The sequence below is a fragment of the Nocardioides nematodiphilus genome (assembly GCF_020216525.1).
Taxonomy (GTDB): domain Bacteria; phylum Actinomycetota; class Actinomycetes; order Propionibacteriales; family Nocardioidaceae; genus Nocardioides; species Nocardioides nematodiphilus.
In genome coordinates this window covers 193,554-206,861 of record NZ_JAIWOY010000003.1, presented here as the reverse complement: position 1 = coordinate 206,861, position 13,308 = coordinate 193,554, and the positions used below count along the sequence as shown (strand labels likewise).

Genomic DNA, 13,308 nt, shown 5'->3' with positions numbered 1-13,308 from the left:
CGTCTCCCCGAGCGGGCGCGCCATCGCGCGAGGCAGGGTCCTGGGTCGTGCAGGAGGAGGGCCGAACGGCGGGGCCTCAGTACTGCTCGGGCACCATCTCGATCGCCCCCGCCGGGCACTCGGCGGCGCAGAGACCGCAGCCCTTGCAGTAGTCCAGATCGATCTCGTAGCCGTGCCCCGGTCCGCCGATCTTCAGGACCGCGTTGTCAGGGCAGACGCCGTAACAGTTGTCGCAGGAGAAGCACGACCCACAGGACATGCACCGACGCGCTTCGTAGAGCGCGGTGTCGGGCGCCAGGCCGTGGGTGACCTCGTCGAAGGTCGACTCACGCCGTGCCGCCTCCAGCTGGGCGCGGTGGGAGCGAGGCGCTTCGCTGAAGTACCACGTGTTGAGCCGCTCGAACGGGGCGGTACGGCGGACCTCCTCGCTGCGGTCCGGCAAGCCGGCAAGCCACGCGTCGATGTAGGCGGCCGCACGACGACCGTGGCCGATGCCGACGGTGACCGAGCGCTCTCCCGGGACGACGTCTCCGCCCGCGAACACTCCCGGTCGTCCGGTCATCATCGTCGCGTCGACCTCGACCGCTCCATCACGTACCTCGACGTCACCCATCGCATCGAGGAGCGAGAGGTCGGTGTCCTGCCCGAGCGCGAGGATGAGGGAGTCGGCCGCGAGCTCCTCGATCTCGCCGGTGGGCTGGGGGAAGCCGGTGTCGTCGAGCTCCATCTTCTCCACCCTCATCACACCACCGTCGACGTGCTTGATCGTGCTGAGCCACCGGAACAGCACGCCCTCGTCCTCGGCCTCGCGGACCTCGCTGTCATGGGCCGGCATCCGCTCACGTGTGCGGCGGTAGATGATCACCGCCTCCTCCGCCCCCAGACGCCGTGCCGTACGGGCCGCGTCGATCGCGGTGTTGCCTCCGCCGTAGATGGCCACGCGGCGACCGAGCAGCGGCCGCTCCCCCTCGGCGACGTCATGCAACATCGTGATCGCCTCAAGCACGTGCGCCGCCGAACCGGCGGGCAGGTGGGCGCGGCGACCGACCTGAGCGCCGACGGCGAGGAATGCCGCGTCGAAGCCGTCACGCCGCAGGGCCGCATCGAGGTCGTCCACCTTGGTGTCCAGCTCGAGACGTACGCCGAGGGCCACGATGCGGGCCACCTCGCGATCGAGCACATCGCGCGGGAGGCGGTACGCGGGGATGCCGAAGCGCATCATGCCGCCCGCCATCGGGCCGGCATCGCGGATGGTGACGGTGTGTCCCGATCGCGCCAGATGGTAGGCGGCGGCCAGACCGCAGGGGCCGGCCCCGACCACCAGCACGGTCCGACCGGTCGCTGGCACGTCGACGCCGACGGTCCAGCCCTGGCGGAGGGCCTCGTCACCGAGGAAGCGCTCGATCGAGTTGATCCCCACCGCCTCGTCGAGCTGGCCGCGGTTGCAGCTGCTCTCGCACGGGTGGTAGCAGACGCGACCCATCGTGGCAGGGAACGGGTTGGCGGCCATGATGCGGCGCCAGGCGCGCTCGTAGCCCGCCGCCCCGTCCTCGGCCTCGTAGAGCCACTCCCGTACGTCCTCCCCCGCCGGACAGGCGCCACTGCACGGTGGCAGCAGGTCGACGTACACCGGGCGCTCGGTGCGCCACGATCCGGTCTTGTTGGCGCGGCTCGAACCGACGTCGAGCGTGATGGCGAAGGGCTCGTCCATGTCATGCCTCCTGGGCTCGTGGGTCGAGGAGGCCGAACCGCTCGATGTTGCGGTCGGCCTGCTGCTGGATGCGGGCGATGATGTCGTCACGCCGCGGCTCGCCGAAGAGATGGGCGAAGCGGCTCTGCAGGATCAGGTAGTCCTCGACCGGCCGCCGCTGCCGGATCCGAGAGACGGAGGTGAGCTCGCCGTGCTCGGCCTCGAACACCGGGAAGATGCCGGTCTCCTTGGCCAGCCTGGCCACACGTACGGTGTCCTCCGACGCCGAGCCCCAGCCCAGAGGGCACGGGACCAGCACGTGCAGGTAGCGCGCCCCGTGCAGCGTCATGGCGTGCTCGACCTTGGCCTCGAGATCGTGCAGATCCGCGACGGTCGCCGTGGCGACATATGGGATCTCGTGCGCCATCGCGATCAGAGGCAGGCTCTTGCCCTGACCGAAGGCGTTGCCGGGTTGCGCCCCCAGGGGTCTGGTCGTGGCGGTGCGCGCACCCGGCGGAGTGGCCCCGGAGCGTTGCACGCCGGTGTTCATGTAGCCCTCGTTGTCGTAGCAGACGAACAGGACGTCATCGTCGCGTTCGAACATGCCCGACAGGCATCCCAGCCCGATGTCGACGGCGCCGCCGTCGCCGGCCTGCCCCACGACGCGTACGTCACGACGGCCCTGGGCGCGCAGCGCCGCCGCCATGCCGCTGGCCACCGCCGGACTGTTGCCGAACAGCGAGTGCAACCAGGGCAACTGCCACGACGTCTCCGGGTAGGGCGTCGAGAAGACCTCCAGGCAACCGGTCGCGTTGGCCGCGACGATCTGACCGCCGGTCGCCCGCATCGCCGCGTCGAGGACGTAGCGGGCACCGAGCGCCTCCCCGCACCCGCGACAGGCGCGGTGGCCCGAGGTCAGGGAGTTCGAGCGGTCCATCCGGGCCTGGACGGTGCGCTGTTCGGCGTCGAGGAGCCGATTGCCGACCGCGAAGGTGCCGATCTGGTAGAGCTTGACCTGTTGTGCTGGCATGGGTGCCTCCGTCGTCCGCGTGGTGGTCAGTGGGAGCCGGAGCCGACGATGCCCAGCTCGGCGAGCACGCTCTCGGCGTGCGGCCCGGGGCGCGGGCCGTCGGCGCGCCGCAGCTGGTGCTCGACCACGTCGGTGCGCAGGCCGAGGAAGTGGGTTCCCTCCGGGGCCAGGCGCCCGGCGCGGACGTCGTCGACCAGCTCGCGAATCGCCGAGCGCGTCACCGGTCGGCCGCCGAGACCGGCCACCACCCCGAACACCTCGGTTCCGGTCCCGGCGAGGGCCAGGCGTACGTCGGCGGCCAGGATCCCGCCGGCCCCTGGTGCGAAGGCCCGCTCGATGACCAGCACCCGCTCGGCTCCCGCGAGGGCGCGACGCACCTCGGTCTCGGGCCAGGGACGGAAGCAGACCAGCTCGACCACGCCCACGGCGTGGCCCTCCTCGCGCAAGTCGTCCACGACGACCTCGATGGTGCCGACCTGGGATCCGAGCGCGAGCACCACCGTGTCAGCGCCCTCAGTGCGGTAGGAGTGCATCAGGCCTCCCGAGGTGCGCCCGAAGGCGTCGCCGAAGTCGGCAGCGATGCTCGGGGCCTCGTCGAGGGCCTGCATCTGCCGGGCGTGCATCAGGTACTTGACCTCGGTGAAGGCCTCGGGGCCGACCATCGCCCCGATCGAGACGGGGTGGGCCGGGTCGAGCAGCTGGCGTGGCTCGAAGCGAGGCACGAAGGCGTCGACCTCCTCAACCGTCGGCAGGTCGATGCGCTCGACGGCATGGGTGAGCACGAAGCCGTCCATGCAGACCATGACCGGCAGCCCGAGGCGCTCCGCCAGCACGAACGCCTGCAGATGCAGGTCGACCGCCTCCTGGTTGGAGCCGGCGAAGAGCTGGATCCAGCCGCTGTCACGCATCGCCATCGCGTCGGAGTGGTCGTTCCAGATGTTGATCGGCGCGCCGATCGCACGGTTGGCCACCGTCATCACGATCGGCAGCCCGAGGCCGGAGGCGTTGAAGAGCGCCTCGGCCATGAACAGCAGGCCCTGGCTGGACGTGGCTGTGAAGGTGCGCGAGCCCATCGCCGAGGCGCCGATGCAGGCGGACAGGGCACCGAACTCCGACTCCACCGTCAGGTACTCGCAGGGTGCCAGCTCGCCGAGCCGCACCATGTCCGACAGGGCCTCGACGATATGGGTCTGCGGCGAGATCGGGTAGGCGGCCACCACCTCAGGGCGGCAGCGGGCGACGGCCTTCGCGGTCGCCTGCGATCCCTCGAGCTGGCTAAGCACGGCTCACCTGCCCGCTCTGTGCGCAGACGAGGTCGTGGGCGGCATGTGCCGCCGCGATGTTGCGGACCGCGAGCGGCTCGGGGAACGTCTGACGGATGGCAGCGTCGAGCGAGCTCAGGCGCACGATGCCGCTCATCGCGGCGAAGGCTCCGAGCAGGGCCGTGTTCGGCAACGGCCGCCCCAGCTCGGCGCGGGCCAGCTCGGTGGCGGGGACGCAGCGCACGCGGTGTGGATCGAGGCCCTCCTCCAGTCGGCCGAGTCCCAGCTCGACGAACGATCGGGCGGTGTTGACCAGGACGAACCCGTCCGGCCGTACCCCCTCGAACAGTCGGACCTGGTGGATCAGCGTCGGATCCTGGACGATCAGTGCGTCGGGACGGGTGATCGGGTCGTGGATTCGGATCGGCTCGTCGGCGATGCGACAGAAGGAGATCACCGGCGAACCGGTGCGCTCGGAGCCGAAGGTCGGGAACGCCTGGGCGTGGCGGCCCTCCTCGAAGGCCGCGCGCGCCAGCATCTCCGCGGCGCTGACCACCCCCTGGCCGCCGCGGCCGTGGATCCTGATCTCGAAACCGGTCATCGGGTGTCCTCAGCCCGCCGGTACCAACATCACCGGGCACGCAGCATGGCGCAGTACGGCGCGCGCCGTGCCGCCGATGTGACCGCGCGGCAGGAGGTGAGCACGTCGCGCCAGGACGAGCAGGTCGCACTCCTGGGAGACCTCCTCGAGGGTGCGGGCGGGATTGCCGTGCACGACCGAGATCTTGTGCTCCACCTGCGGGAAGTCGGCGGCCAGTCGGCCGATGGTCGTCTCGAGCTGCTCGGTGACGCTGCGGGCGACCTTCTCGCGCTCGGCCGGTGTCGCGACGAGTGCCTCGTAGCCGGGAGGCATCTCCCAGGCGTTGACGATCCACAGGCTCGCACCACGCTCCGCGGCCGCCTCAAGACCCCGGTGCACGATCGCGTCGGCACGGCGCGGGTCCTTGACGCCGACGGCGATCCGCTGGTGGACGGTCACCTCGCTCTGAGGAGCGACTGCGATGACCGGGACCGGGGCGTGCGCGGCGACACCGACGACCGTGGAGCCGGTGGCGACGTGCAACAGGCTCGGCTCGTGCTCGCGTCCCAGCACGATCTCGACGCCGTCCTCGCCGGCCGCGCTGATGATCGCGTCGCGGCGATCTCCCACCAGCAGGCGGCACTCGACCGGAACAGAGGCGTCACCCGCCGCGTCGCGCGCCGACCGGGCGGCGCCGGAGAGAAGGCTGCGCCCGGTCGGCGTCGGTACGTCGTGTGCGATCACTCCAGCTCCGACGCCCCAGGGGAACACCGGCATCGCGTGGGCGATCCGTACCCCGGCGTGGCGGCGCCGCGCTTCCTCGACGGCATACCGCACCGCGGCCTCCGCCCCGGGTGAGCCGTCGAAACCGACGACCACCCACTCGACTGCGTTGTGCTGTTCGGTGCTCACGGCGCCTCCCGTTGCGTCCTCGGGCCCGAGCGGATCGACCGGACCGGAAGTGGTGGTTCTGTCAGGTCTCAGCCCACATCGGGACGCGAGCGGACGAACAGGGTCCTAGGGCTCCTGATCGACGGGCGCAGGGCCCACCGGCCGTCCCCGACGATCGGCACCTTCGGCACCGGCGGCGTGGGACCAATGACCTCTGCGAGCGCAGGTCCGAGAGCCGGCGAGCCTGGACAACACCCGGTCACCCGCGATGGAGGAGCCACCGCCCCCAGAGCGCCGCGGTCGGCACCAGGAGAACGAGTGCGCCGATCGCCAGGACCCAGCTGGCCCCGGGGGTGTCACGGCGCAGCATCTCGACGGCCATGCCGAGCAGGGCGAGGAACAGGCAGCTCATGAAGCCCAGGACGACCACCGCCGCCGCGTCCGATCCCGCCGACGGCGTGTGCTGGAGGATCGCGACGAAACCGGTCAGCGGGATCACGATGGCCAGATCGAGGAGCTTGACGAGCCAGAAGAGCGAGGTGGCCGCCTCGTACTCCGGGGACGGACCGTCCCGGTAGAACCCAGCCAGCTGGCCGACCCACAGCAGAGCGATGACCGTGGCGACCACGATCAGCAGCCAGGCCGTCGCCTGCCGCGGCCCGGTGACGTCACCCGCGCGCGCGAGCATGCGCGCGCAGACCACCAGCAGAACCATCGCCACCGCGGCGATAGAGGCGTAGAGCAGGAACGCCTTCTCCACATTGCCCGCATAGCGCCCGAAATCCTGGCCGGCACCACCGTGACGACCGTGTAGACGACGTAGGCACAGAGCCCGCCGACGACCCCGGGGACGGCCGGGCGAGCCGCGGACCACATCGGCACCGATGCCAGCAGCACGACCGCCCCGATCATGGTCACGACCTCGCCGCCGACGTACTGGACCACCGCGTCCGCCGACATGTGAAAGCGGATCCTGCCGGTGACCAGCGGCCCGAGGATGGCGGCGGTGAGGAGGAGTAGGGCGAACAGCGCGGAGAGCGACGCGGCGAGGACCTCCGGAGCCCGAGTGGTTGCGTGGCTCATCATGGCCTTTCGAGGTGCCGGCAGGACGGGGCTCCATCCTCCGGCGAAGCCCTCATCGCCGTTCAGGGCCGAACGTCCTCCGACCGAGGGTCCTCCGGACGGGCTCCACCCGTGCCCGGACGGCGATCCAGCGATGCGTTCCGCTACAGACCCGACCCGGTCCTCGTCAGCAGGGCGACGCATTCGACGTGGTGCGTCATCGGGAAGAGGTCGAAGCCGCGCAGGGCGGTGAGGGTGTAGCCATGCTCGGCGAAGATCGCCACGTCGCGGGCCAGCGCGGCGGGATCGCAGGCGACGTACGCCACCGCGCGCGGCGTGCGGGCGGCGACGGCCTCGACGACCGGACGGCGGGCGCCCTCGCGCGGCGGGTCGAGGACGACCAGGTCGAACGCCTCGGGGTGGCTCGAGGCGAGCACGGTGGCGACATCGCCGGCGCTCACGTCGGCGCCGGGGACGTTCGCGAGCGAGTACGCGGACGCCTGCGGGTCGCCCTCGATCGCGACGACCCGGCCCTCGGCACCCACGCGGTCCGCGAGGAAGGCGGCGAAGAGCCCGACGCCGGCGTAGAGATCCAGGACCGACTCCCCCGGCTTCGGGTCGAGCGCGGCGAGGACCGCCTCGGTCAGCGCCGTGGGCGCGCCGGGGTGGACCTGCCAGAAGCCGTCGGCGGCCAGATCGAAGCGGTGGGTCTCACCCGCGGCCGTGACGGTCTCCGAGATGGTGCGCGTGTCACCGGAGGCGGTCTCGCGAGCATCCGTGCGGGCGATCCGGCAGTCGTCGACCGGGATGACGTCGTGGGAGCGGTACTTGCGCATCCCCTTGCCCCCACCGGGGAGTCCGACGTAGCGCTGCCGGGTGCGCCAGCGCAGTCCGTTCTCGTCGCCGGGGACCGCCTCGACGACCAGGCCCGCCACGAGCGGGGAGTCGGCGTCGAGCTTGGCGAGCCGGACCAGCTGCTCGCGCACGACGGTGGCCTTCAGCTCGCGCTGGGCGCGCACCGCCACGTGCTGGAAGTCGCAGCCGCCGCAGGCGCCCGGACCACTGAACGGGCAGGGCGCCTCGACACGGTCGGCGGAGGCCTCGAGGACCTCGACCGCATCGCCGCGCCAGAACCGGTCACCATCGGTGCCCTCCGTGATCTCCACGGTGACGCGCTCACCCGGCAGCGCGTGCCGGACGAAGACGACGCGCAGCTCCGGGGTGCCGTCGTCCCGCGTGTCGCCGGTGGGGACCCGGGCGATCACGTGGCCGCCGTGGGCGACCGAGCCGGCGGTGACGTCGTACCGCTCGCCCACCCGCGACCGACCTCGGACCGCCTTCGCACGAGTCTGACGGCCGGGGCGACGGGGTCCACGATTCTGGGTTGGCACGTCCGAAGGCTACGCAGGTTGACGACTCCGTACGCAACTGTGACAGCGTGGCCCTGTGCACGTCGTGATCATGGGTTGTGGCCGGGTCGGCTCGACCCTCGCCCGCAGCCTCGAGGACCGTAACCACACCGTGTCGGTGATCGACAGCGAGCCGGACGCGTTCCGCCGCCTCGGCCCCGGCTTCGGCGGTGACAAGGTGGCCGGCATCGGCTTCGACCAGGAGGTCCTGGAGAAGGCCGGCATCCGGCGCGCCGAGGCGTTCGCCGCCGTCTCGAGCGGCGACAACTCCAACATCATCGCGGCCCGGGTGGCCCGCGAGACCTTCGGCGTGGACAACGTGGTGGCCCGCATCTACGACCCGGGCCGGGCCGAGGTCTACGAGCGACTCGGCATCAGCACGGTGGCGACCGTGAAGTGGACCGCCGACCAGGTGCTGCGCCGGCTGCTGCCGCAGGGGGCCGAGCCGAGCTTCCGCGACATGTCCGGCACCATCCGCGTCGACCCGCTGCTCGCGCCCACCACCTGGGTCGGCGAGCGCACCATCCGCCTGCAGCAGCAGACCGGATCGCGGATCGCCTGGATCGACCGGCTCGGCGACGGCATGCTGCCGACGCGTGACTCGATCATCCAGGAGGGCGACGTCCTGCACCTGGTGATGCGCGAGGACCGCGCCACCGACGTCTTCACCTCCCTCAACGCCGGACCGAGCGGCGACTGGCACGACTACGCCCTGAAGGAGAACAGCTGATGCGCGTCGCCATCGCCGGAGCCGGAGCGGTCGGCCGCTCGATCGCACGTGAGCTCATCACCAACGGTCACGACATCCTGCTGATCGACAAGGACCCCCGCTCGATCCGCCCCGAGCGCGTCCCGGACGCCGAGTGGCTGCTCGCCGACTCCTGCGAGCTCTCCTCGCTCGAGGAGGCGCGGATGGAGCGCTGCGACGTGGTCATCGCCGCCACCGGCGACGACAAGGTCAACCTGGTCACCGCGTTGCTCGCCAAGACCGAGTTCGGGGTGCCGCGCACGGTCGGTCGGGTCAACCACCCGAACAACGAATGGCTCTTCACCGACGCCTGGGGTGTCGACGTCAGCGTCTCGACTCCGCGGATCATGTCCGCCCTGGTCGAGGAGGCGGTCACGGTCGGCGACCTGGTCCGGCTCTTCTCGCTGCGCCAGGGCCAGGCCAACCTGGTCGAGCTGACCCTGCCGGCCGACAGCCCGTACGTCGGCAAGCCGATCGCCGACATCCCGCTGCCGACCAACTGTGCGCTGGTCACCATCCTGCGCGCCCGCGACGTCTACACCCCGACCCCGACCACCCCGGTCGAGGCCGGCGACGAGCTCCTCTTCGTCGTCCCCGCGGAGAACGAGGATGCTCTCGAGCGACTCCTCTCCCCCACCACCCACAGCGAGTAACGCCCACCCCGCTCGCGGTCGCCCACGCAGCACCGTGGGCGACCGGATCGCGTCAGCGACCACTGGTGCGGGACGGCGGACGGTGCCGCCCGCAGGGGCGCTACGAAAGGAACGCGCCGGACGAAGTCCGCTGCGCGGTAGCGACGAAGCGAGGAGCCGCCCGAGCGAGGAACGAAGCTCGAAGGCGTCGCGACGAGCGAGGAGCAGCGAGCGCAGCTCGCCCCGTCGTCTGCCGCAAGGGCGCGTGCCGGCCGCGGGCTCGCGCCGCGGGCCCCATGACGTGGCGGCCGGGCGGCCGCGGTGCCCCGGCAGGCTCAGCCCTCGAGCGGGGTGGCGTTCCTCGCCAGCAGCCAGACCATCCCACCCCAGGCGAGCAGCCGCAGCGGCCACCCGATCCCGAGACGGATGATCCCGAGCACCAGGACGGCGGCGTCCTTGTGCATCGCCCCGCCGTAGCCGAGCAGGATCACGACCCCCTCGACGAGCGCGAGGATCGCGCCGGGCGCGAGGAAGAGCCAGGTCAGCCGCGTGCAGAGCGTGACGATCTGCCGGTTGTCGTGCCACTCGAGCGGGTCCCCGGCGACGCTGCCGACCATGAACCCGATGGCGGGCCAGCGGACCAGGCAGCTGATCACCAGCAGCACGGTGTAGACGCCGGTGATGACGACGCCCGGGACGAAGAAGGCGAGCGCCTGGTCCTCCTGCGAGCCGCCCATGTTGCGGGCGATGTGCACGACCAGCCAGCCGATGCCGATGCCGACGATGGCGTTGGCGACGTACTGGATCGTGGTGCGCTCGACGAGGCGCCACAGCAGGGCGACGCCGGCCAGCGCGATGCCGGCGATCATCGCCAGCTTGATGTCCTTGGCGACCAGCCAGACGAGCGTGAAGGCAAGGCCGGGAAGGGCGGCCTCGAGCATGCCGCGGCGACCGCCGAGCGACTCGGCCATCTGGCGGCGTACGACGGCCTCGACAGTGTCGACACCGACGTGGTGGTGCTCCGGGTGCTCCGGCTCTGCGTGCTCCGACGGCTCGGGGGTCGCCGGATCGGTCACGGGATGAGCTCGTAGCGAGGGTTGAAGATGGTCCGGACGCCGTCGTAGCGGGCGATCCGGCCCTTCACCTCGAGGGAGACGCCGGGCGCGATGCCGTTGATCTGGCGCCGGCCCAGCCACACGACCGTCACCACGTCGGAGCCGTCGAAGAGCTCGGCCTCCAGCGCGGGCGCGCCGCCTCGCGGGCGCATCGTGACGGTGCGAAGCGTGCCGCGCAGCCAGGTGCGGTCACGATCGGCGGCCTCGGCGATCGGCGTGACCCCGTCGCAGACGAAGTCGGGCTGCTCGCCGAAGCCGTCGGCGTCCTTGGACCAGGCGGTGATGGCGTCCCGGATCTTGCTCATGCTTCCTGCACCTGCTGGGCGTTCGGCGGGATGACGATGGGGAGCGCCTCGCCCTTGGGCAGGGCGGTCTTGCCACGGCTGACGACGACGTGGTGCAGCACGCCCTCCCAGGCCTGGCCGACCTCGGCCTCGACCGCGGGGCGCCCGAGGAAGGTGGCGCGCAGCATCCAGCGCGGGCCGTTGATGCCGAGGATGCGCGAGGGCTGCACGCCCTGCTCGCCGTCGGGCAAGGTGACCGCGAGCTGGCAGAGCAGCTCGGGGCCGAAGTTGCCGTCGCGCTGGCCGACCTGGCCACCGCGGGCCTGGACGTCGGCGGCCAGCTGAGGCAGCACCTCGCCCCAGAGGTCGCCGTTGCGGGGGGCGGCGAAGGCGCGCAGCTCGAGCGCGCCGTCCTCGCCGGTGAGCATGACGGCCGCGATCTGGCCGGTGGCCTCGTCGACCTGGAGGCGCAGCTCGAGCCCGTCGACGCTAGGGATGTGCAGGGAGCCGAGGTCGATGCGGCCGATCGGCTGGGCGTCGGCCGGGATCTCGTCGATGTCGTAGGGGCCGCGCGGGCCGTCGGCGACAGCGCCCTCGCCGGCGTCCTCAGCGCGGTCGAGATCGATCTCGTCGTCGTCGGGGATGGCGTCTAGGTCGATCTCGACGGCCTCGGTCGTGGACTTGCGACGGAACTTCAACGCGGATGCTCTCTCTGATCGATGGGGACGTCTCGCCGGGCTCAACCCTGCGAGAACCCTCCGGTAGAACCGTAACCCCCTGTACCCCGGACGGAGTCAGGCAGGACCTCGACGTCCACGAAGCGAGCGGTCTCGACGCGCTGGATCACCATCTGGGCGATCCGGTCGCCGCGGCGCAGCACGATCGGCTCGCGCGGGTCGAGGTTGACCAGCAGCACCTTGATCTCGCCGCGGAAGCCCGCGTCGACGGTGCCGGGGGTGTTGACGATGGACAGGCCGTGGCGCATCGCCAGGCCCGAGCGCGGGTGCAGCAGGGCGACGTACCCGTGCGGCAGGGCGATCGCGATCCCGGTCGGCACCAGCGCCCGCTCACCGGGCGCCAGGGTGACGTCGACGGCGGTGACCACGTCCGCGCCGGCGTCGCCGGGGTGGGCGTAGGCGGGCGGCGAGAGCTCCGGATCGAGGCGGTGCAGGGCGATCTCGACGGTGGGTTCGGACACGGCGGGACCCTATCGCGGCACCCGGATCACGGGTTCTGGTGGCAGGGATGAAAAACTCTCGCCTCGTGAGCACAGCGAGCACCGCCCCGTACGTCGAGCGCCTGACCGTGCCGCTGCGCTGGTGGGTGCAGGGGACGATGTTCGTCGCCACCCTCTGGCTGGCGATGAGCGTGTCGATGCCGGCCGCTCTGGCCTGGGGCCTGACGGCCGCCATCCTGGCGCTGCTCGCGCTGGGGTTCATCTCGTACGGCGGCGCGCGGATCGTGGTCGGGGACGGCGCGCTGCGCGCCGGCCGCGCGCAGATCGAGGCCAGCTTCCTCGGGACGGCCGAGGCGCTCGACCCGGACGCCGCTCGCCGGCTCGCCGGGCAGGACGCCGACGCCCGGGCCTACCTCGTGCTGCGGCCCTACCTGAAGCGAGCGGTGAGGGTCGCGATCGAGGACCCGGCCGACCCGGCGCCGTACTGGCTGATCGCGACCCGCCACCCGGACCGGCTCGCCGCCGCGATCACGGCGCTGACCCGCAGGTAGCAGGTCAGGCGACGCTCTCGGTGTCGCCGTCCTGCCAGTCCGCGTGCCACGCGGAGCGGGCGCTCCACCGGCCGCGCTCGCGCTCGACCCGGATCGGGTGCTCGAAGGCCGCGGTGATGGTCTCGCTGGTGACGGTCGCGCCGACATCGCCCGAGGCGATCACGCGACCGTGGGCGATGACCAGCGCGTGCGTGGTCGTCACCGGCAGCTCCTCGAGGTGGTGGGTGACGAGCACCGAGGAGAGCTCGGGGTGGGTGCGCACCAGCTCCCCCACCGTGGCGAGGAGCTGCTCGCGCGCGGCGACGTCGAGGCCGGTCGAGGGCTCGTCGAGCAGCAGCAGCCGGGGCTCGGCGATCAGCGCCCGGGCGATCAGCGCGCGGCCGCGCTCGCCCTGGGACATCGTCGGCCAGCGACGCTCGTCACGACCGCTGAGGCCGACCTCGGCGATCAGGGCGTGCGCCCGCTCGAGCTGCTCGGGCGTGGGCTCCCAGCGGGCCGGGAGCTCGACGGTGCCGGTCAGGCCGCTCAGGACGACCTCGAGGACGCTGAGGGCCGACTGCAGGCCGTGACGGGGATTGACGTGGCCGATCACGCGGCGCAGCTCGTGGACATCGACGCGCCCGAGGCGGTGCCCGAGGACGTCGACGGTGCCGGAGGACGGGTGTGCCTGGGCGCCGCAGAAGCCGAGGATGGTGCTCTTGCCGGCGCCGTTGGGGCCCAGCAGCGCCCAGTGCTCGCCGGCGCGCACCGTCAGATCGATGCCCTGCAGGATCTCCTTGCCCTGGCGGCGGAAGGTGACCTCGCTCAGCTCGAGGACGGGGTGGCTCATCGACGACTCTCCTTGTGCGGCAGAAGGCACCGGAGCGTACCTCGGGTA

The 13,308-nt window shown here is 71.8% G+C and carries 15 protein-coding genes; 3 read left to right on the top strand and 12 right to left on the bottom strand.

The annotated features are described in order from the left end of the window. Window positions 1-76: 76 nt before the first annotated feature. The 7 genes from KSO98_RS07005 to KSO98_RS06975 form a co-directional block, all read right to left on the bottom strand. A complete protein-coding gene (locus KSO98_RS07005) occupies window positions 77-1,711 on the bottom strand; it encodes an NAD(P)-binding protein (protein ID WP_225284392.1) in 1,635 nt (544 codons plus the stop codon). Between the two features lies 1 nt (window position 1,712). Further along, entirely contained in the window at window positions 1,713-2,720 is a 1,008-nt protein-coding gene (locus KSO98_RS07000) for a thiamine pyrophosphate-dependent enzyme (RefSeq protein WP_225284391.1), read from the bottom strand. 26 nt (window positions 2,721-2,746) lie between these two features. Beyond that, a complete protein-coding gene (locus tag KSO98_RS18800) occupies window positions 2,747-4,003 on the bottom strand; it encodes a transketolase C-terminal domain-containing protein (RefSeq protein ID WP_225284390.1) in 1,257 nt (418 codons plus the stop codon). Beyond that, entirely contained in the window at window positions 3,996-4,583 is a 588-nt protein-coding gene (locus tag KSO98_RS06990; protein ID WP_225284389.1) for a 2-oxoacid:acceptor oxidoreductase family protein, read from the bottom strand. The genes KSO98_RS18800 and KSO98_RS06990 overlap by 8 nt, the downstream gene beginning before the upstream one ends. A 9-nt stretch (window positions 4,584-4,592) precedes the next feature. After that, window positions 4,593-5,474: a universal stress protein gene (locus KSO98_RS06985; protein ID WP_225284388.1), complete on the bottom strand. Its 882-nt coding sequence runs from the start codon at window positions 5,472-5,474 to the stop codon at window positions 4,593-4,595. Window positions 5,475-5,712: 238 nt separating this feature from the next. Continuing rightward, entirely contained in the window at window positions 5,713-6,213 is a 501-nt protein-coding gene (locus KSO98_RS06980; RefSeq protein ID WP_225284387.1) for a hypothetical protein, read from the bottom strand. A 466-nt stretch (window positions 6,214-6,679) separates the two neighbouring features. Further along, the gene (locus KSO98_RS06975; protein WP_225284386.1) at window positions 6,680-7,831 is read right to left on the bottom strand and encodes a class I SAM-dependent RNA methyltransferase; all 1,152 of its coding nucleotides are present in this window, start codon (window positions 7,829-7,831) and stop codon (window positions 6,680-6,682) included. Window positions 7,832-7,976: 145 nt separating this feature from the next. On the opposite strand from KSO98_RS06975, the gene KSO98_RS06970 reads away from it, so the two are divergent. Together KSO98_RS06970 and KSO98_RS06965 are read left to right on the top strand one after the other, a co-directional pair. Next, the gene (locus KSO98_RS06970) at window positions 7,977-8,654 is read left to right on the top strand and encodes a potassium channel family protein (RefSeq protein WP_263642509.1); all 678 of its coding nucleotides are present in this window, start codon (window positions 7,977-7,979) and stop codon (window positions 8,652-8,654) included. Beyond that, window positions 8,654-9,325, top strand: a complete 672-nt coding sequence (locus KSO98_RS06965; protein ID WP_225284384.1) for a potassium channel family protein — start codon at window positions 8,654-8,656, stop codon at window positions 9,323-9,325. The genes KSO98_RS06970 and KSO98_RS06965 overlap by 1 nt, the downstream gene beginning before the upstream one ends. Window positions 9,326-9,639: 314 nt before the next feature. On the opposite strand, the gene KSO98_RS06960 is transcribed toward KSO98_RS06965, so the two are convergent. Genes KSO98_RS06960 through dut form a run of 4 tightly spaced genes read right to left on the bottom strand, consistent with a single transcriptional unit; the run spans window position 9,640 to window position 11,901 of the window. Next, window positions 9,640-10,380 (bottom strand): DUF3159 domain-containing protein, encoded by a 741-nt coding sequence (locus tag KSO98_RS06960; protein WP_225284383.1) that lies wholly within the window; start codon window positions 10,378-10,380, stop codon window positions 9,640-9,642. After that, window positions 10,377-10,724 (bottom strand): OB-fold nucleic acid binding domain-containing protein, encoded by a 348-nt coding sequence (locus tag KSO98_RS06955; RefSeq protein ID WP_225284382.1) that lies wholly within the window; start codon window positions 10,722-10,724, stop codon window positions 10,377-10,379. The genes KSO98_RS06960 and KSO98_RS06955 overlap by 4 nt, the downstream gene beginning before the upstream one ends. Further along, window positions 10,721-11,401, bottom strand: coding sequence for a DUF3710 domain-containing protein (locus KSO98_RS06950; RefSeq protein ID WP_225284381.1), 681 nt, complete (start codon window positions 11,399-11,401; stop codon window positions 10,721-10,723). The genes KSO98_RS06955 and KSO98_RS06950 overlap by 4 nt, the downstream gene beginning before the upstream one ends. A 41-nt stretch (window positions 11,402-11,442) precedes the next feature. Continuing rightward, window positions 11,443-11,901: a dUTP diphosphatase gene (gene dut / locus KSO98_RS06945; RefSeq protein ID WP_225284380.1), complete on the bottom strand. Its 459-nt coding sequence runs from the start codon at window positions 11,899-11,901 to the stop codon at window positions 11,443-11,445. A gap of 65 nt (window positions 11,902-11,966) precedes the next feature. Between dut and KSO98_RS06940 the strand changes: the two genes are divergently transcribed. Further along, complete coding sequence (locus KSO98_RS06940) at window positions 11,967-12,431, top strand: DUF3093 domain-containing protein (protein WP_225284379.1); 465 nt, start codon at window positions 11,967-11,969, stop codon at window positions 12,429-12,431. 4 nt (window positions 12,432-12,435) lie between these two features. Here KSO98_RS06940 and KSO98_RS06935 read toward each other — a convergent pair whose 3' ends face one another. Then, the gene (locus KSO98_RS06935; RefSeq protein ID WP_225284378.1) at window positions 12,436-13,260 is read right to left on the bottom strand and encodes an ABC transporter ATP-binding protein; all 825 of its coding nucleotides are present in this window, start codon (window positions 13,258-13,260) and stop codon (window positions 12,436-12,438) included. Window positions 13,261-13,308 lie beyond the last annotated feature (48 nt).